The sequence below is a fragment of the Pseudomonas sp. NMI760_13 genome, from assembly GCF_021283245.1.
Lineage (GTDB): Bacteria > Pseudomonadota > Gammaproteobacteria > Pseudomonadales > Pseudomonadaceae > Aquipseudomonas > Aquipseudomonas peradeniyensis.
In genome coordinates, this window is sequence record NZ_JAJSRC010000006.1 from 182,726 (window position 1) to 199,062 (window position 16,337).

At 64.5% G+C, this 16,337-nt stretch carries 20 protein-coding genes; 10 read left to right on the plus strand and 10 right to left on the minus strand.

Going from position 1 to position 16,337, the window contains the following annotated elements:
• Positions 1-81: 81 nt before the first annotated feature.
• Together choX and betC are read right to left on the minus strand one after the other, a co-directional pair.
• Complete coding sequence (gene choX, locus LU671_RS08960) at positions 82-1,005, minus strand: choline ABC transporter substrate-binding protein (RefSeq protein ID WP_232855451.1); 924 nt, start codon at positions 1,003-1,005, stop codon at positions 82-84.
• A 14-nt stretch (positions 1,006-1,019) separates the two neighbouring features.
• Positions 1,020-2,537 carry a choline-sulfatase gene (betC, locus tag LU671_RS08965; RefSeq protein ID WP_232855452.1) on the minus strand — a complete coding sequence of 506 codons (1,518 nt, stop codon included), beginning with the start codon at positions 2,535-2,537 and terminating at the stop codon, positions 1,020-1,022.
• Positions 2,538-2,645: 108 nt separating this feature from the next.
• Between betC and LU671_RS08970 the strand changes: the two genes are divergently transcribed.
• Both LU671_RS08970 and LU671_RS08975 read left to right on the plus strand, forming a co-directional pair.
• Positions 2,646-3,542: a choline sulfate utilization transcriptional regulator gene (locus LU671_RS08970; RefSeq protein ID WP_232855453.1), complete on the plus strand. Its 897-nt coding sequence runs from the start codon at positions 2,646-2,648 to the stop codon at positions 3,540-3,542.
• Positions 3,543-3,702: 160 nt separating this feature from the next.
• Complete coding sequence (locus LU671_RS08975; protein WP_232855454.1) at positions 3,703-4,035, plus strand: DOPA 4,5-dioxygenase family protein; 333 nt, start codon at positions 3,703-3,705, stop codon at positions 4,033-4,035.
• A 119-nt stretch (positions 4,036-4,154) separates the two neighbouring features.
• Here the strand turns inward: LU671_RS08975 and trpA are convergent, their stop codons facing one another.
• Positions 4,155-4,964, minus strand: a complete 810-nt coding sequence (gene trpA, locus LU671_RS08980; RefSeq protein WP_203649191.1) for a tryptophan synthase subunit alpha — start codon at positions 4,962-4,964, stop codon at positions 4,155-4,157.
• Complete coding sequence (gene trpB, locus LU671_RS08985; protein ID WP_110736082.1) at positions 4,961-6,178, minus strand: tryptophan synthase subunit beta; 1,218 nt, start codon at positions 6,176-6,178, stop codon at positions 4,961-4,963. Before trpB ends, trpA begins: the two co-directional genes overlap by 4 nt.
• A 214-nt stretch (positions 6,179-6,392) precedes the next feature.
• On the opposite strand from trpB, the gene LU671_RS08990 reads away from it, so the two are divergent.
• Positions 6,393-7,289, plus strand: a complete 897-nt coding sequence (locus LU671_RS08990) for a LysR family transcriptional regulator (protein WP_232855455.1) — start codon at positions 6,393-6,395, stop codon at positions 7,287-7,289.
• Here LU671_RS08990 and LU671_RS08995 read toward each other — a convergent pair.
• Complete coding sequence (locus tag LU671_RS08995) at positions 7,286-7,609, minus strand: DUF883 family protein (protein WP_203649189.1); 324 nt, start codon at positions 7,607-7,609, stop codon at positions 7,286-7,288. The two genes, LU671_RS08990 and LU671_RS08995, sit on opposite strands and share 4 nt — an antisense overlap.
• A 150-nt stretch (positions 7,610-7,759) precedes the next feature.
• Here LU671_RS08995 and LU671_RS09000 point away from each other — a divergent pair, with 150 nt between their 5' ends.
• The gene (locus LU671_RS09000; RefSeq protein WP_011531496.1) at positions 7,760-7,975 is read left to right on the plus strand and encodes a dodecin; all 216 of its coding nucleotides are present in this window, start codon (positions 7,760-7,762) and stop codon (positions 7,973-7,975) included.
• A 102-nt stretch (positions 7,976-8,077) separates the two neighbouring features.
• The gene (locus LU671_RS09005; protein WP_110736077.1) at positions 8,078-8,299 is read left to right on the plus strand and encodes a DUF1161 domain-containing protein; all 222 of its coding nucleotides are present in this window, start codon (positions 8,078-8,080) and stop codon (positions 8,297-8,299) included.
• Positions 8,300-8,398: 99 nt separating this feature from the next.
• Here the strand turns inward: LU671_RS09005 and LU671_RS09010 are convergent, their stop codons facing one another.
• Positions 8,399-9,403, minus strand: coding sequence for an LLM class flavin-dependent oxidoreductase (locus tag LU671_RS09010; RefSeq protein WP_203649187.1), 1,005 nt, complete (start codon positions 9,401-9,403; stop codon positions 8,399-8,401).
• A 152-nt stretch (positions 9,404-9,555) separates the two neighbouring features.
• Here LU671_RS09010 and LU671_RS09015 point away from each other — a divergent pair, with 152 nt between their 5' ends.
• Together LU671_RS09015 and LU671_RS09020 are read left to right on the plus strand one after the other, a co-directional pair.
• Entirely contained in the window at positions 9,556-9,981 is a 426-nt protein-coding gene (locus LU671_RS09015; RefSeq protein WP_203649185.1) for an OsmC family protein, read from the plus strand.
• Between the two features lie 75 nt (positions 9,982-10,056).
• The gene (locus tag LU671_RS09020; protein ID WP_203649183.1) at positions 10,057-10,290 is read left to right on the plus strand and encodes a DUF1161 domain-containing protein; all 234 of its coding nucleotides are present in this window, start codon (positions 10,057-10,059) and stop codon (positions 10,288-10,290) included.
• Positions 10,291-10,427: 137 nt separating this feature from the next.
• On the opposite strand, the gene LU671_RS09025 is transcribed toward LU671_RS09020, so the two are convergent.
• Positions 10,428-10,841 carry a PA0061/PA0062 family lipoprotein gene (locus tag LU671_RS09025; RefSeq protein ID WP_203649181.1) on the minus strand — a complete coding sequence of 138 codons (414 nt, stop codon included), beginning with the start codon at positions 10,839-10,841 and terminating at the stop codon, positions 10,428-10,430.
• Positions 10,842-10,896: 55 nt separating this feature from the next.
• Positions 10,897-11,316: a PA0061/PA0062 family lipoprotein gene (locus tag LU671_RS09030; RefSeq protein WP_232855456.1), complete on the minus strand. Its 420-nt coding sequence runs from the start codon at positions 11,314-11,316 to the stop codon at positions 10,897-10,899.
• 88 nt (positions 11,317-11,404) lie between these two features.
• Here LU671_RS09030 and LU671_RS09035 point away from each other — a divergent pair, with 88 nt between their 5' ends.
• A complete protein-coding gene (locus tag LU671_RS09035) occupies positions 11,405-12,496 on the plus strand; it encodes an aminopeptidase (protein WP_232855457.1) in 1,092 nt (363 codons plus the stop codon).
• Positions 12,497-12,553: 57 nt separating this feature from the next.
• Here the strand turns inward: LU671_RS09035 and LU671_RS09040 are convergent, their stop codons facing one another.
• Both LU671_RS09040 and LU671_RS09045 read right to left on the minus strand, forming a co-directional pair.
• The gene (locus LU671_RS09040) at positions 12,554-13,201 is read right to left on the minus strand and encodes an HAD family hydrolase (RefSeq protein WP_203649175.1); all 648 of its coding nucleotides are present in this window, start codon (positions 13,199-13,201) and stop codon (positions 12,554-12,556) included.
• Positions 13,202-13,304: 103 nt separating this feature from the next.
• Positions 13,305-13,853 (minus strand): gamma carbonic anhydrase family protein, encoded by a 549-nt coding sequence (locus LU671_RS09045; RefSeq protein ID WP_232855458.1) that lies wholly within the window; start codon positions 13,851-13,853, stop codon positions 13,305-13,307.
• A 66-nt stretch (positions 13,854-13,919) separates the two neighbouring features.
• On the opposite strand from LU671_RS09045, the gene prlC reads away from it, so the two are divergent.
• The gene (gene prlC, locus LU671_RS09050; protein ID WP_232855459.1) at positions 13,920-16,007 is read left to right on the plus strand and encodes an oligopeptidase A; all 2,088 of its coding nucleotides are present in this window, start codon (positions 13,920-13,922) and stop codon (positions 16,005-16,007) included.
• Entirely contained in the window at positions 16,004-16,282 is a 279-nt protein-coding gene (locus tag LU671_RS09055; protein WP_110736062.1) for a YheV family putative zinc ribbon protein, read from the plus strand. The genes prlC and LU671_RS09055 overlap by 4 nt, the downstream gene beginning before the upstream one ends.
• Positions 16,283-16,337: the final 55 nt, after the last annotated feature.

Here is a 16,337-nt window from a genome sequence, read left to right on the forward strand (position 1 = left end):
AGGGATTCGCGCTCGCCTGTAGGAGCGGCCTTGTGCCGCGAAAGGGCCGCAAAGCGGCCCCGGCAGCCTAACAGACAAAAATCAGAGTTTGGCTTTGACCGTTTCTGCTGCATCCCCGCCAGCTTTGGTGGTCACCCCCGCGAGCCAGGCATTAAGCACCTGTGGATGGGCCTTCACCCAACCCCTGGCTGCCTCATCAAAGCTCACCTTCTTATCCACAACCTCGGCCATGATGCTGTTCTCCATATCCAGCGTGAACGTCAGGTTGCCCAGCAACTTCGCCGCATTCGGGCACACCTGTGGATATCCCTTGCGGGTCAGCGTGTACACATCACCTTTGCTGCCAAACCATTTTTCGCCACCCGTGAGGTAATGCATCTTCAACTTCACGTTCATCGGGTGCGGGGTCCAACCCAGGAAGGTGATGAACTGCTGCTTCTTCACTGCCCGATCCACCTGGGCCAACATCGCCTGCTCGCTGGACTCGACCAGCTTCCACTGGCCGAGCTCGAAGTCGTTCTTGTCGATGATCTCCTTCAGCGACAGGTTGGCCGGCGCGCCGGAGCCGATGCCATAGAGCTTCTTGTCGAACTTGTCGGCGTACTTGTGCAGGTCGGCGAAGTCCTTCACGCCGGCCTCCCACACATAATCGGGCACCGCCAGGGTGAACTCGGTGCCCTCCAGGTTGCGCGCCAACTGCTGCACGTCGCCATTGGCGATGAACTTGTCATGAAAACCCTGCTGCGCCGGCATCCAGTTGCCGAGGAAGGCATCCACCCGGCCATCCTTGAGGCCGCCGTAGATGATCGGCACGGCCAGGCTGTCAATCTTCACCTGGTAACCCAGGCTTTCCAGGAGCAGGCGGGCGACAGCGTTGGTGCTGGCAATATCGCTCCAGCCGGGGTCGGCCAGCTTCACGGTGCTGCATTGCGCGTCGCCGTCGGCGGCGTGGGCCGTGCCCAGGCTCAGGGCCAGGGCGAGCACGGCGGTGGAGAACTTCTGCATGGCGGCCTCTCTTCTCAATCCAGGGGTGCGGGCTGTGGATAACGTGCCTTGCGCTCGAGGTCGTCGAGATCGATGTGGTTGCGCATGTACTGTTGGCTGGCGTCCACCAGGGGTTGGTGGTCCCAGCTTTTCAGCGTGCCGATGGCCAGCGCCTCGGCCACCAGGCGGCGGCGGCGCTGGCTGGCCAGCACCTGCTGGCGCAGGCTGGGGATATCCCAGCGCTGGCGTGCTTCATCGACAAATGCCTGCAGCAGCGCCTGGTGCTCCGGGCTGCCGGTGAGGTTCTCCCGCTCGTGCGGGTCGCGGCTCAGGTCGTAGAGTAAACAGGGGTCGTCCTCGCTGTACACGAACTTGTATGCGCCGCGGCGGATCATCATCAGCGGGCCGACGGTGCCTTCGGCCATGTACTCGCCGATCACCTCGTCATGGCCCCCCTGCCCTTGCAGGTGGCCGAGCAGCGAGCGGCCGTCCAGATGAAGGGTGTTATCCACAGCGCCGCCGGCCAACTCGACCAGGGTCGGCAGCAGATCGCAGGTGGATACGCTGGCGCTGACCCGCGCTGGTGCGAAGCGTTTGGGCGCGTGGATCAGCAACGGCACCCGCGCCGACATCTCGAACCAGTGCATCTTGTACCAGAGCCCGCGCTCGCCAAGCATGTCGCCGTGGTCGCCGGAGAAGACGATCAGGGTGTCGTCGGCCAGGCCGCAGTCTTCCAGCGTCTGCACAAGCAGGCCGATATTGTCGTCGATGTAGCTGCAGGCGCCGAAGTAGGCGCGGCGGGCATCGCGGATCTTGTCCACGGGCAGCGGCTTGTCCCACAGGTCGTAGACCTTGAGCAGGCGTTGCGAGTGCGGGTCTTGCTGGCTCTGGGCGATCATGTCGCGGGGCTGCGGGATATCCACCGCCTCGTAGAGATTCCAGTAGCGTTTGGGGATGGTGTACGGGTCATGCGGGTGGGTCATCGACACGGTCAGGCAGAAGGGCCGGCCATCGTCTTCGCGCACGTGGTCGTAGAGGTACTGGCGTGCCTTGAACACCACCTCTTCGTCGAAATCCAGCTGGTTGGTACGCACGCAGGGTCCGGCCTGCAACACCGAGGACATGTTGTGGTACCAGCTAGGGCGCTCGTCGGGGGCGTCCCAGTTCACCGCCCAGCCGTAATCGGCCGGGTAGATGTCGCTGGTCAGTCTTTGCTCATAGCCATGCAACTGGTCCGGGCCGCAGAAATGCATCTTGCCCGACAGCGCGGTGCGGTAGCCGAGGCGGCGCAGGTAGTGGGCGTAAGTCGGTATATCGGCGGGGAAATCGGCGGCGTTGTCATAGGCGCCGATGCGGCTGGGCAACTGGCCGCTGACCAGGGTGAAGCGCGAGGGGGCGCACAGCGGGCTGTTGCAGTAGGCGGAATCGAACACCACGGCCTGCTCGGCGAGGCGCGCCAGGTTGGGCATCCTGATCGGCGACGGGGTGTAGATCGGCAGCAGCGGCGCGGCCATCTGGTCGGCCATGATGAACAGTATGTTGGGTTGCTTCATGGTGACTTCCATCGTCGAGGGTTATGGAGAACGCTTGCAATCCAGCATGGTGCTGTGGATAACGTGGGTAAAGCCCACGTCGGGCAATGACTGGGATTAGCCAAGCTTATGTTTGAGCACCTTGCGGAACTGTCCCTCGATGCCCTGCGTGTATTCGAGGCCGCCGCACGTCTGCGTGGCTTTACTGCCGCTGCCCTGGAGCTGGGCACCACGCAGCCGGCGGTGAGCCAGCAGGTGAAGCGCCTGGAGGCGCGGCTGGGGACGCGATTGTTCGATCGCATCTACCGGGGCATCGAGCTGACCGAAGCGGGCCAGTTGCTGTTCGAACAGGTGCATCAAGGGTTGCAGGCCATGGACGAGGGTGTTGCCCAGGCCAGTGGCCGCGGGCAGCGCGAGGTGTTGCAGGTGGCCACCGACTTCGCCTTCGCGGCGTTCTGGCTGATGCCGCGCTTGCAACGCTTTCACGAGGCCAATCCACAGGTGGATGTGAGCCTGGTCACCGGCGAGCGCAGCCAGGGGATGTTGCGCCCGGACATCGATGTGGCGGTGCTGTTTGGCGATGGGCGCTTTCACCAGGGTGAGAGCCGCTGGTTGTTCGACGAGGAGGTCTTCCCGGTCTGCAGTCCGCGGCTGGCTCATGGCAAACCCTTGTCAGCCGTGGCTTTGCAACGATTGCCCTTGCTGCATCTGAAGGGCGAGCAGGCCAGTCGCTGGTTCGATTGGGCGGGGGTGTTTCGTGGTCTTGGTGTGGACAGCCCGCCTCCGTCCGGGCAGCTACGGTTTGATAACTACACGCTGCTGATTCAGGCCGCGATTGCCGGGCAAGGGGTGGCCATCGGTTGGGCACATCTGGTTGATGGGCTGGTCGAGCAAGGGTTGTTGTGTCGGCCTATGGAAGGCAGTCTGCGGTCGGAGCGCGGGTATTACGTAGTGCTGCCGCCGCGCAAACGACGCGGGGCGCTGATCCAGCGGTTCGTAGATTGGCTGGAGCTGGAGCGCATGTAGGAGCGGCCTTGTGTCGCGAAAGGGCTGCAAAGCAGCCCCGGTAGTGTTGCGGGATTGCCATAATCTGGGGCCGCTTCGCGCCCCTTTCGCGGCACAAGGCCGCTCCTACAGGGATGGCGTAGACTTCCAGATGTTCGTATTACTGTAATCAGGAGCCACCGTGCAAAGGATCAAGGGCTATCACGCCCACGTGTACTACGACGCATCGACCATGGAACAGGCCCGCGAGCTGTGCGAGGAGGCGACGCGGGTGTTTCCCGTGACCATGGGGCGCATGCACCAGAAGCCGGTCGGGCCGCACCCGGACTGGAGCTGCCAGCTGGCCTTCGGGCCGGAAGTGGTGGGGGTGGTGCTGCCGTGGCTGGCGCTGTATCGCAAGGGGCTGGTGGTGTTCCTGCACCCGGAAACCGGGGATGAGCTGGCGGATCATCGCGATCATGCGATCTGGATGGGGGCGATCAGGCCGTTGGATCTGTCGATTTTCAAAGAGTAGATCGTTGTTGCCTGTGCGGGCCTCTTCGCGGGTAAACCCGCTCCCACAGGTCAGGTGAAACTATCAGGATCACACCATTACTGTGGGAGCGGGTTTACCCGCGAAGCAGGCGACGCGGATCAGGCCCGGGCGGCGCGCACGCCTTCGGCCAGCGCCGAGCACAGGCTCAGCACATCCTTCACTGCCTGGCCGGCATCCTTGGCCTGGGCGATCTTGTCGACCAGCGCCGAACCCACCACCACGCCATCGGCCAAACGGGCAATGGCGGCGGCCTGCTCAGGCGTGCGGATACCAAAGCCAACACTGATCGGCAGATCGGTATGCCGACGCAGGCGCGCAATGGCCTCGGTCACATGCTCGGTGGTTGCCGAACCGGCACCGGTCACACCGGCCACCGACACGTAGTAGACGAACCCGGAGCTGCGCTCCAGCACGCGCGGCAGGCGCGCATCGTCGGTGGTCGGGGTGGTCAGGCGGATGAAGTCGATACCCGCGGCCTGGGCCGGAGTGGCCAGCTCGGCGTCGTGCTCCGGTGGCAGGTCGACGATGATCAGGCCATCGACGCCGGCTTCCTTCGCCTCGGCGACGAACTGCGCCACGCCGAAACGGTGGATCGGGTTGTAGTAACCCATCAACACGATGGGCGTGGTCTGGTTATCCACACGGAATTCGCGAACCATCTGCAGGGTCTTGGCCAGGGTCTGGCCGGCCTCCAGGGCGCGCAGGGTGGCGAGCTGGATGGCCACGCCGTCGGCCATGGGGTCAGTGAACGGCATCCCCAGTTCGATCACGTCGGCACCGGCCGCTGGCAGGCCCTTGAGGATCTCCAGCGAAGCGTCGTAGCCCGGGTCGCCGGCAGTGACGAAGGTGACCAGTGCCGAGCGGCCTTCGGCCTTCAGTTCGGCGAAGCGTTGTTCGAGACGGCTCATGCCTGTTTCTCCTGGGCGGCCATGTGGTTCATCACGGTTTGCATGTCCTTGTCACCACGACCGGACAGGCAGATCACCATCAGGTGGTCCTTGGGCAGCTTCGGCGCGCGCTTGATCGCCTCGGCCAGGGCGTGGGAGCTTTCCAGCGCCGGGATGATGCCCTCCAGGCGGCAGGTGGCGTGGAAGGCGTCGAGAGCCTCGTCGTCGGTGATACTGACGTACTCCACGCGCTTCACTTCGTGCAGGTAGGCGTGCTCCGGGCCGATGCCGGGGTAGTCCAGGCCTGCCGAGATCGAGTGGGCGTCGGTAATCTGGCCGTCGTCGTCCTGCAGCAGGTAGGTGCGGTTGCCGTGCAGCACGCCCGGCACGCCGCCGTTCAGGCTGGCCGCGTGCTTGTCGGTGTGCACGCCGTGGCCGCCGGCTTCGACGCCGATGATCTGCACGCTGGCATCATCGAGGAAGTCGTGGAACAGGCCCATGGCGTTGGAGCCGCCGCCGACGCAGGCGATCAGGCTGTCGGGCAGGCGCCCTTCCTTCTCCTGCAACTGGGCGCGGGTTTCCTTGCCGATGATCGACTGGAAGTCGCGGACCATCGCCGGGTACGGGTGGGGACCTGCCACGGTGCCGATCAGGTAGAAGGTGTCGTCGACGTTGGTGACCCAGTCACGCAGGGCCTCGTTCATGGCGTCCTTGAGCGTGCCGGTGCCGGCGGTCACCGGGACGATCTCGGCGCCCAGCAGCTTCATGCGGAACACGTTGGCCTGCTGACGCTCGATGTCGGTGGCGCCCATGTAGATCACGCAAGGCAGGCCGAAGCGCGCGGCGACGGTGGCTGTGGCCACGCCATGCATGCCGGCGCCGGTCTCGGCGATCAGGCGTTTCTTGCCCATGCGCTTGGCCAGCAGCACCTGGCCGATGCAGTTGTTCACCTTGTGCGCGCCGGTGTGGTTGAGCTCTTCACGCTTGAAGAAGATCTTCGCGCCGCCGCAGTGCTCGGTCAGGCGCTCGGCGAAGTACAGCGGGTTGGGGCGGCCGATGTAGTCGCGCTGGAAGTAGGCCAGTTCTTCGAGGAACTTGGGGTCGGCCTTGGCGGCTTCGTATTCGCGGGCCAGGTCCAGCACCAGGGGCATCAGGGTTTCGGCCACGTAGCGGCCGCCGAACGAGCCGAACAGGCCGTTGGCATCGGGGCCGGCGCGGTATTGGGTCTGGGTCATGGGGCGCTCCATAAGCGGTGTATGGGTTGGGATCGTGCTGGCTTCTTCGCGGGTAAACCCGCTCCCACAGGTACGGCGTCGCACTTGGAATCTGTGGGAGCGGGCTTGCCCGCGAAGAGGCCGACACTGGTCGATGGGCTTTACTCTACCCACGACATGCCCGGCTGAAAACCGATAAGATTGCGAAAACCTGTCAGGAAAACTCACAAGTCAAATGGCCCAGGACCTTCCCCCCCTCAACGCCCTGCGGGCCTTCGAGGCGACCGCCCGGCTGAACAGTGTCAGCCAGGCTGCCGAAGTACTTCACGTCACCCATGGCGCCGTCAGCCGACAGATCAAGGTGCTTGAGGAGCATCTGGGCGTGGCCCTGTTCGCCAAGGACGGGCGTGGCGTCAAACTCACAGATGCCGGGGTGCGCCTGCGTGATGCCAGCTTCGAGGCCTTCGACCGCTTGCGCAGTGTCTGCGCCGAGCTTTCCCGCGATGCCGACGAAGCGCCCTTCGTGCTCGGTTGTTCCGGCAGCCTGCTGGCGCGCTGGTTCATCCCGCGCCTGGGACGTTTGAAGGCTGACCTGCCGGAGTTGCGCCTGCACCTTTCAGCTGGCGAAGGCGATCTCGATCCTCGCCGCCCGGGGCTGGATGCCCTGCTGGTCTATGCCGAACCGCCCTGGCCGGCGGACATGCAGGTGCATGTGCTCGCCGAAGAGCGGATCGGCCCGGTGATGAGCCCGCACTTCGAAGGCTTCGATCGTTTGAAAGCCGCGCCAGCCGTGGCTTTGCAACGAGAGGCGGTGTTGCACACGACCTCGCGGCCACAGGCCTGGCCGACCTGGGCGCAGCAGCATGGCATCGAGCCCGGCGCGCTGAGTTACGGCCAGGCATTCGAGCATTTGTACTACCTGCTGGAGGCGGCGGTGGCAGGGCTTGGCGTGGCCATCGCGCCACAACCACTGGTGGCGGACGACCTGAAGGCCGGGCGGCTGGCTGCGCCATGGGGCTTCTCACCGACCCGCGCCGCGTTGGCCCTGTGGGTGCCCCGGCGCGCCGCGGACGGGCGCGCCGAGCAGCTGGCGCAATGGCTGCGCCGGGAGCTGCAACAGCAGGCCGGCTAGCTGCGCCGGCACATCAGGTAGGCGGCCAGCAGGCCGAGGGCGCCGACTGCCACACCGGCGGTGGTCCAAGGGTGTTCCTGGGCATAGTCGCGGGTGGCGACACCGGTCTGGCGGGTGCGGGTCTTCACTTCCTCGTAGGCGTCACCGAGCAGGCTGCGTGAATGCTTGAGGGCGTTTTCGGCATTGCCGCGCAGCGCCTTCATGGTCTTGTGCGACTCCTCCGAGGCATCGTGCTTGAGGTGCTCCAGTGTCTTGAGCAGGCTTTCGATCTCGGCTTCCATGCTTTCCAGGGAGGCTTGGCGCAGGGAATTGCGTGGCATGTTGACTCTCCTTCGCGGTATGGGCTGTAAGGAGTGCGACTGCGCGGCAGTGGGAAAGTGCAGTCGAACTTTCTCCTGCGGCGATCGCTCGCAGGTAAACCGGGCCTGCGCTGCTAGGCTCAACGGACTACCCAACCAAGGAGAGCACTCATGTCGGATCATCACACCTACAAGAAGATCGAGCTGGTCGGATCCTCCCCCACCAGCATTGAAGAAGCGATCAACAATGCCCTGGCCGAGGCCGGCAAGAGCATCAAGCACCTGGAGTGGTTCGAGGTGGTCGATACCCGCGGGCATATCCGCGACAACAAGGCCGCGCACTTCCAGGTGACGCTGAAGGTGGGCTTTCGCATCGCCAACAGCTGAAACGAAGCTGGGCTAGGCTTGCCCGGCCTGATCGGGTAATAAGGTTGCAGGGCGCGAGCTTCGCGCCCTTTTCGTCTTTGATCTGTACAAGGAAAGCGATCGATGAAGAAGTTGATTCTGGCCGTGGGGCTGATGGCATTGGCCGGCGGCGCGCTGGCGGCGGGCAAGCCGTGCGAGGAGCTCAAGGCGGAGATTGCGGCGAAGCTGGATGCCAAGGGGGTGAAGGGCTATACGCTGGAGATCGTCAACAAGGGCGATCCGGCGGGCAAGGTGGTCGGCACCTGCGAGGGCGGGACCAAGGAGATTGTCTACCGCCGTGGCTGATGCGCTGGATTCTTCGCGGGCAAGCCCGCTCCCACAGGTATTCCACTGTTATCAAGGTCAGTGAGGTACCTGTGGGAGCGGTTTTACCCGCGAAGAAGATCACTCGGTCTTGAGGGCCTGCGCCATCAGCTCATAGGACCTGATCCGGTCGGCATGCTCATAAAGATCACTGGTAAAGATCAGCTCATCCGCCCCGGTCTGTTCCAGCAGCACCTCCACCTTCGCCCGCACCTTCTGCGGGCTGCCGATCATCGCCAGGCCCAGGAAGCTGCTCACCGCATCGCGCTCATGGGGCAGCCATAGTCCATTCATGCTTTCGACCGGCGGGCGCTGCATCAGGCTCTGGCCACGGATCAGCGCAAGGATGCGCTGGTACACCGACGTCGCCAGGTACTCGGCCTTTTCGTCGGTCTCGGCCACCACCATCGGGATGCCGAGCATCACGTAAGGCTTGTCCAGCGTGGTGGACGGCTTGAAATGGTCACGGTAGATGCGGATCGCCTCGTGCATGTAGCGTGGCGCGAAGTGCGAGGCGAAGGCATAGGGCATGCCGCGCATGCCGGCCAGCTGGGCGCTGAACAGGCTGGAGCCGAGCAGCCACATCGGCACCTCGGTGTCGTGACCGGGCACGGCGATCACTTTTTGATCATCGGTACGCGGGCCGAGGTAGCGTGACAGTTCCTCGACATCGTCGGGGAAGTCGTCGGCACTGCCGGAGCGTTCACGCCGCAGGGCGCGGGCGGTCATCTGGTCGGAACCCGGGGCGCGGCCCAGGCCCAGGTCGATACGGCCAGGGTACAGGCTGGCCAGGGTACCGAACTGCTCGGCAATCACCAGCGGCGCATGGTTGGGCAGCATCACCCCGCCGGAACCGATGCGGATGGTCGAGGTGCCACCGGCCAGGTAGCCGATCAGCACGGCGGTGGCCGAACTGGCGATGCCGTCCATGTTGTGGTGTTCGGCGACCCAGAAGCGGTTGTAGCCAAAGCGTTCGGCGTGCCGGGCCAGGTCCAGCGAGTTGTGCAGCGATTGCGCCGGGCTGCCATCGGCGCGCACGGGCACCAGGTCGAGGGTGGATATCTTCAGGTCTCGCAGGTGCGTCATTGGAGCCTCCGCTTCAGGTGATTGGCCAAGGGCCTTGCGAACTCTGTATGGGCATATTCGGCGGATTCAATGCCTGCCTGCAGATTGATCTGAACTTGGCGCAGGCCCAGTCCTCAGAACTGTACATACCCAACCCATGTCCGGGAGGCAGCATGAAAAAGACAGCATCGGCGGTCTGGCAAGGTGGTCTGAAGGACGGCAAAGGCCAGATTTCCACTGAAAGCGGCGCGCTCAAGCAGGCGCCCTACGGCTTCAACACCCGCTTCGAGGGCAGCCCCGGGACCAACCCGGAGGAGCTGATCGGCGCCGCCCATGCCGGGTGCTTCTCGATGGCGCTGTCGATGATGCTGGGCGAGGCGGGTTTCACCCCGGAACGTATCGATACCGTTGCCGAAGTGAGTCTCGACAAGCAGGCCGACGGCTTTGCCATTACCGCCGTGCACCTCACGCTCAAGGCAACAGTGCCGGGTGCCAGCGAAGCGCAATTCAAGGAGATCGCCAACAAGGCCAAGGCGGGTTGCCCGGTCTCCAAGGTACTGAACGCGACTATCAGCCTGGACGCCACCCTGCTTTCCTAGGCGGCGCAACGGCGGCGGTTTCCTGTAGTCTAAACAGCGTTGGCAGCTCGTCTGCCCTGTCTCAGGAGCCGTTCCATGATCCGCGTAGCAATTGGTGTGCTGGCTTCCCTGCTCGCCACGGTCGCACTGGCCGCGCCCAAGCCGTGCGAGGAACTGAAGGCCGAGATCGAAGCGAAGATCCAGGCGCGCGGGGTGACCTCCTACACGCTGGAGATCGTGCCTAACAGCGAAGTCCGCGATCAGAACATGATCGTGGGCAGCTGCGATGGCGGCACGAAGAAGATCATCTACCAGAAGAACGATAGGTAAGGCCGGCTTCCACCTCTGTAGGAGCGGCCTTGTGCCGCGATGGGGCTGCGCAGCAGCACCGGTGATTTTTGTTTGATGCTGAAATCCTGGCGTCCCTATCGCGACACAAGGCCGCTCCAGGCGAATGGCTGTGAGTCCTAGGGAATACAGGTCACGTTGCTCGGCTCGTTGACCACCACCTTGCGGTTGGCGTCGTACAGCAGCACCTGCGGTTGCATCGCCGGGGCCCGTGCCTCCAGGCGATAACGCTGGCCGGCCTTGAAGTCGTTGTAGCGCACGGTGAGATAGCAGGTTCGCTCGGTGGGGTCGGTGCTGAAGCCGCCGGAATGGATCTCGTAGTCAAAGCGCACCACCAGTTCGTGCTTGCCCGGCGTCACCTGGAAGTAGCGACCGTCATCCAGGCGCTGGCCGTCGAGGCGGTCGGCCATGATGGTCCTGCCGGGGGTGATGGTGTAGAGATCGACCCAGGCCTTGCCTGGGTCTACGGGCGGCAAGGGGCTGGCGCACGCCCCCAGTGCACTGAGGGCCATCAGCATCATGGGCTGGCGCATGGTGAAACTCCCGCTCGCGGTTCACAGGTTACAAGCATAGCGCCGTTCGCAGGGTTCAGGTGCGCTGGCAGCCTGCCGGCTCACCTTGGCCGATCAGTTTCTGCTGCTGGTCGTAGAGCTTGATCCAGGGGCGGAAACCGATGCTGCCCGCCTGCATCTGGTAGCGTTGCCCGGCGGTGAAGTCCTTGTAGCTGATATTGAGCTGGCAGTCGCGCCACAGCGGCTCGTCCACCGGGCCGATGTTGCTTGGCGTCACGGTGAACTGGTAGCGCACGGTCAGCTCATGATTGCCGGGCTGCACCTGGAAATAGCGGGTGTCGGCCCAGTCGCGCTCATCGACCTGCAGGGCGTGCAGCGAGTCGTTGTCACCCGCGGCGAGGTCGATCCAGGCCTGGTTCGGGTCGGCGCGCGGCAGGAATGAGGCACAACCGGACAGCAGCACGAGCGTGCCGGCGGCAAACAGCAGAGTACGCATGGCGAAGCTTCCCCTTGGCGAGATAGTCTTGGTCGCATTCGGCCGACGAGCGAGATAGACAGCCTCGATGTTTGGACTTTTTCTTTTCATGCGCTGCGGCCGTCGGGCTCTGGACCGCGTTTTCACCCGGTTGGTTCCCGTGGCGCTGGGCGTCCTGCTGAGCGGTTGCTCCAGCGTGGGCTATTACGGCCAGTTGGCCGAGGGCCAGTGGCAGTTGTTGCGGGCGCGCCAGCCGCTGGATCGGGTGATCGAGGATCCGGCCACCAGCCCGGTGCTGCGCCAGCGCCTGTCGTTTGCCGAAAAGGCCCGGGCGTTTGCCAGCTCGCAGTTGAAGTTGCCGGACAACGGCAGTTACCGGGTCTACGCCGATTTGGGGCGACCGTATGTGGTGTGGAATGTGTTCGCGACACCTGAGCTGTCGTTGCAGCCGGTGACCCATTGCTTCCCCATCGCCGGCTGCGTGGCTTATCGAGGGTATTACCGGCAGGGCGCGGCCCGCGGCGCGGCGGCGTTGATGCGCCAGGAAGGCCTGGATGTCTATGTGGGAGGCGTGGAGGCTTACTCCACCCTGGGATGGTTCGATGACCCGATTCTGTCGACCATGGCCGGCTGGGGGGATGAGCGCCTGGCCACGGTGATCTTCCATGAGCTGGCGCACCAGCGCTTCTACGTGCAGGACGATACCGAGTTCAACGAGTCGTTCGCCTCGTTCGTCGAACAGGAGGGCACCCGGCAATGGCGCGCGGCACGTGGCTTGGCAGCCATCGACGAGGCTGGCGCCCGGCAGCGCGAGCAGTTCACCCGGCTGGTGCTGGCCAGCCGCGAGCGGTTGCAGGCGATCTATGCCGGGCCGTTGGATGAGGCGAGCAAACGGGCGGCCAAGCAGGTTGAGTTCGAGCGGTTGCGCCGGGAATACCGCGAGGTGCGGGATCGGGATTGGGGCGGGGATCGGCGGTTCGATGCCTGGATCTTTGCGCCATTGAACAATGCCAAGTTGTTGCCTTTTGGGCTTTATGATCAGTGGGTTCCGGCGTTTTCGCAGTTGTTCAAGGATGTTGGTGGGGATTGGTTGCGGTTTTACCAGCGAGTCGAAGAATTGGGTCGGATGCCCATTGATAGGCGCAAGGCACAGTTGGAGCGTCTGATGCCATCGCGGGGCAAGCCCGCTCCCACGCCATGATCAGCTGCCAGCGTGGGACAGAGGACAGCGTGGGAGCGGGCTTGCCCCGCGAAGAGGTCAGCGCGTAAAGGCCTGGTGCAACTCGGCCAGTGTCTCGAAATGGAACGCTGGCGCCTCGGCCTCCAGTTCCTCCCGGCTGCCGAACCCATAGCCCACCGCCACGGCCTGCAACCCATTGCTGCGCGCACCGATCAGGTCATGCTTGCGGTCGCCGATCATCAGGGTCTGTGCCGGGTCCAGCCCTTCTTCATCCAGCAGGTGGCGAATCAGCTCGACCTTGTTGGTGCGGGTGCCGTCCAGCTCGCTGCCGTAGATCACCTTGAAGTGCTGGTCGAACTCGAAATGCCGGGCGATCTCGCGGGCATACACCCACGGCTTGGAAGTGGCGATATACAGGGTGCGGCCTTGGCCGTTTAGCGCCTGCAGCAGCTCGGGTACGCCGTCGAACACCAGGTTCTCGTACAGCCCGGTGACCTTGAAGCGCTCGCGGTAGAAGTTCACCGCGTCCCAGGCCTTGGCCTCGTCGAAGCCATAGAACTGCATGAAGGCCTGCAACAGGGGTGGGCCGATGAAGTGCTCGAGACGGGTCAGGTCCGGCTCGTCGATGCCCAGCTTGGCCAGGGCGTACTGGATCGAGCGGGTGATTCCTGAGCGCGGGTCGGTCAGGGTGCCGTCGAGGTCGAAAAGGATGTTCTGCTGGTGCATGTAATGGATTCCGCTCGAATTCTGGGTCGACTGCTTCGCGGGTAAACCCGCTCCCACAGGCTGTGTGCAAGATCTGTGGGAGCGGGCTTGCCCCGCGATGGCGTCATTGCGGTTGGTCGTAGCCTTCGGCCAGGTGCTGGTCCTTGAGCTTCACGTAGTTGCCGGCACTGTAGGCAAAGAACGCGTGTTCCTGCTCGCTCAGCAGGCGCACCTGCTTCACCGGGCTGCCCATGTACAGGTAGCCGCTGACCAGGCGCTTGCCGGGCGGCACCAGGCTGCCGGCGCCGATGATCACCTCGTCCTCGACGATGGCGCCGTCCATGAGGGTGCTGCCCATGCCGACCAGGATGCGGTTGCCCAGGGTACAGCCATGCAGCATGACTTTGTGACCGATGGTCACCTCGTCACCGATGATCAGCGGAAAACCGTCGGGGTTGAACGGCCCGGCGTGGGTGATGTGCAGCACGCTGGCGTCCTGCACGCTGGTGCGCGCGCCGATGCGGATGCGGTGCATGTCGCCGCGTACCACGGTCAGCGGCCAGATCGAGCTGTCCTCGCCGATCTCGACGTCGCCGATGACCACCGCCGAGCGGTCGACGAAGGCCCGTGCTCCCACTTTCGGCGTGTGTTGCTGGAAGGTCCGGAGGGCCATGATAGTGTTCCTCTGCAATGCCGATAGGCAGGCTGCCTGCTGCGGTCGGCGTCGATTGTAATTAAGATGGTCCCGTGTTTCTCCTGCCAAGGTACCCGAACCGTGAGTGCGAACAACCCGCTGCTGCAGTCCCATGATCTGCCGCCCTTCTCGGCGATCCGCGCCGAGCATGTGCTGCCGGCGATCGAGCAGATCCTCGCCGACAACCGCAAGGCCATCGCCGAGATCCTCGAAAAGCAGGGCAAGAACCCGACCTGGGCCGGCCTGGTGCTGGCGATGGACGAACTCAACGACCGCCTGGGCGCCGCCTGGAGCCCGGTCAGCCACCTCAATGCGGTGTGCAACAGCCAGGAGCTGCGCGAGGCCTACGAGTCGTGCCTGCCGGCCCTGAGCGCCTATTCCACCGAACTGGGCCAGAATCGCGCCCTGTTCGAAGCCTATGAAGCCCTGGCCGCCAGCCCCGAGGCCGCAGGCTTCGACGTGGCGCAGAAGACCATCATCGACCACGCCCTGCGCGACTTCCGCCTGTCGGGCATCGACCTGCCGGCCGACCAGCAGCGGCGCTACGCCGAAGTGCAGAGCAAGCTCAGCGAGCTGGGCAGCCGCTTCTCCAACCAGCTGCTCGATGCCACCCAGGCCTGGACCAAGCACGTCACCGACGAGGCCGCCCTCGCCGGCCTGACCGACTCGGCCAAGGCGCAGATGGCCGCCGCCGCCCAGGCCAAGGGCCTCGACGGTTGGCTGATCACCCTGGAATTCCCCAGCTATTACGCGGTGATGACCTACGCCGACGACCGCGCCCTGCGCGAAGAGCTGTATGCCGCCTACTGCACCCGCGCCTCCGACCAGGGGCCGAACGCCGGCCAGTTCGACAATGGCCCGGTAATGGAAGAGATCCTCGACCTGCGTCAGGAGCTGGCCAAGCTGCTGGGCTACCCGAACTTCGCCGAGCTGAGCCTGGCCACCAAGATGGCCGAGTCCAGCGACCAGGTGCTGAGCTTCCTGCGCGACCTGGCCAAGCGTTCCAAGCCGTTCGCTGCCCAGGACCTGGAACAGCTCAAGGCCTACGCCGCCGAGCAGGGTACCCCTGAGCTGGCCAGCTGGGACGCCGGCTACTTCGGCGAGAAGCTGCGCGAGCAGCGCTACAGCGTGTCGCAGGAAGCCCTGCGCGCCTACTTCCCGATCGACAAGGTGCTGACCGGCCTGTTCGCCATCGTCCAGCGCCTGTACGGCATCGAGATCGCCGAGCTCAAGGGCTTCGACAGCTGGCACCCGGACGTGCGCCTGTTCGAGATCAAGGAAAACGGCCAGCACGTCGGGCGCTTCTTCTTCGACCTCTATGCCCGCGCCAACAAGCGTGGCGGTGCCTGGATGGACGGCGCCCGCGATCATCGCCGCACCGCCGCCGGCTCGCTGCAGAGCCCGGTGGCCAACCTGGTGTGCAACTTCACCCCGGCCACGCCCGGCAAACCGGCGCTGCTGACCCACGACGAAGTCACCACCCTGTTCCACGAGTTCGGCCACGGCCTGCACCATCTGCTGACCCGCATCGAGCATGCTGGCGTGTCCGGCATCAACGGCGTGGCCTGGGACGCGGTGGAGCTGCCGAGCCAGTTCATGGAGAACTGGTGCTGGGAGCCCGAGGGCTTGGCGCTGATTTCCGGCCACTACGAGACCGGCGAACCACTGCCCCAGGACCTGCTGGACAAAATGCTGGCGGCGAAGAACTTCCAGTCCGGCATGATGATGGTGCGCCAGCTGGAGTTCTCGCTGTTCGACTTCGAGCTGCACGCCACCCACGGCGACGGCCGCAGCGTGCTGCAGGTGCTCGAAGGCGTGCGAGACGAGGTCTCGGTGATGCGTCCGCCGGCCTACAACCGTTTCCCCAACAGCTTCGCGCACATCTTCGCCGGCGGTTACGCGGCGGGTTACTACAGTTACAAGTGGGCCGAAGTGCTGTCGGCCGACGCCTTCTCGCGCTTCGAGGAAGAAGGCGTGCTGAACGCCGAGACCGGCCGTGCCTTCCGCGAAGCCATCCTGGCCCGTGGCGGCTCCCGTGAGCCGATGGTGCTGTTCGTCGACTTCCGTGGCCGTGAGCCTTCCATCGATGCATTGCTGCGCCACAGTGGCCTTACCGAGGACGCGGCGGCATGAGCGAGGTAGCCGTGAGCAAGAGCAAGCGACGTTTCATCGCCGGGGCGGTATGCCCGGCGTGCAGTGAGATGGACAAGCTGATGATGTGGAACGAGGACGGCGTGCCGCACCGCGAGTGCGTGGCCTGCGGGTTCACCGACACCCTGAACGAACAGGGCCTGTCGGTACCCTCGGAGCTGGGCACCCGGGTCAACCACCTGGCGCCCAAGGCGGCGCCGGCCAAGGTGCAGACCGTGCAGTTCTTCCCCAATCCGAAGCTGAAGAAGCCGGAGTAACCGGGTTTCGCAATTCCTTGCGCCCATTCGCGGGTAAACCCGCTCCCACAGGAGT

Coding starts and splice junctions, on each gene's coding strand:
- choX (WP_232855451.1), bottom strand. CDS start 1,005: ATGCAGAAGTTCTCCACCGCCGTGCTCGCCCTGGCCCTGAGCCTGGGC.
- LU671_RS09035 (WP_232855457.1), top strand. CDS start 11,405: ATGCGCTGCGGCCGTCGGGCTCTGGACCGCGTTTTCACCCGGTTGGTT.
- LU671_RS09020 (WP_203649183.1), top strand. CDS start 10,057: ATGATCCGCGTAGCAATTGGTGTGCTGGCTTCCCTGCTCGCCACGGTC.
- LU671_RS09015 (WP_203649185.1), top strand. CDS start 9,556: ATGAAAAAGACAGCATCGGCGGTCTGGCAAGGTGGTCTGAAGGACGGC.
- LU671_RS09005 (WP_110736077.1), top strand. CDS start 8,078: ATGAAGAAGTTGATTCTGGCCGTGGGGCTGATGGCATTGGCCGGCGGC.
- LU671_RS08990 (WP_232855455.1), top strand. CDS start 6,393: ATGGCCCAGGACCTTCCCCCCCTCAACGCCCTGCGGGCCTTCGAGGCG.
- LU671_RS09055 (WP_110736062.1), top strand. CDS start 16,004: ATGAGCGAGGTAGCCGTGAGCAAGAGCAAGCGACGTTTCATCGCCGGG.
- LU671_RS09000 (WP_011531496.1), top strand. CDS start 7,760: ATGTCGGATCATCACACCTACAAGAAGATCGAGCTGGTCGGATCCTCC.
- LU671_RS09045 (WP_232855458.1), bottom strand. CDS start 13,853: ATGGCCCTCCGGACCTTCCAGCAACACACGCCGAAAGTGGGAGCACGG.
- LU671_RS09025 (WP_203649181.1), bottom strand. CDS start 10,841: ATGCGCCAGCCCATGATGCTGATGGCCCTCAGTGCACTGGGGGCGTGC.
- trpB (WP_110736082.1), bottom strand. CDS start 6,178: ATGACCCAGACCCAATACCGCGCCGGCCCCGATGCCAACGGCCTGTTC.
- betC (WP_232855452.1), bottom strand. CDS start 2,537: ATGAAGCAACCCAACATACTGTTCATCATGGCCGACCAGATGGCCGCG.
- trpA (WP_203649191.1), bottom strand. CDS start 4,964: ATGAGCCGTCTCGAACAACGCTTCGCCGAACTGAAGGCCGAAGGCCGC.
- prlC (WP_232855459.1), top strand. CDS start 13,920: ATGGTCCCGTGTTTCTCCTGCCAAGGTACCCGAACCGTGAGTGCGAAC.
- LU671_RS08970 (WP_232855453.1), top strand. CDS start 2,646: ATGTTTGAGCACCTTGCGGAACTGTCCCTCGATGCCCTGCGTGTATTC.
- LU671_RS09030 (WP_232855456.1), bottom strand. CDS start 11,316: ATGCGTACTCTGCTGTTTGCCGCCGGCACGCTCGTGCTGCTGTCCGGT.
- LU671_RS09040 (WP_203649175.1), bottom strand. CDS start 13,201: ATGCACCAGCAGAACATCCTTTTCGACCTCGACGGCACCCTGACCGAC.
- LU671_RS08995 (WP_203649189.1), bottom strand. CDS start 7,609: ATGCCACGCAATTCCCTGCGCCAAGCCTCCCTGGAAAGCATGGAAGCC.
- LU671_RS09010 (WP_203649187.1), bottom strand. CDS start 9,403: ATGACGCACCTGCGAGACCTGAAGATATCCACCCTCGACCTGGTGCCC.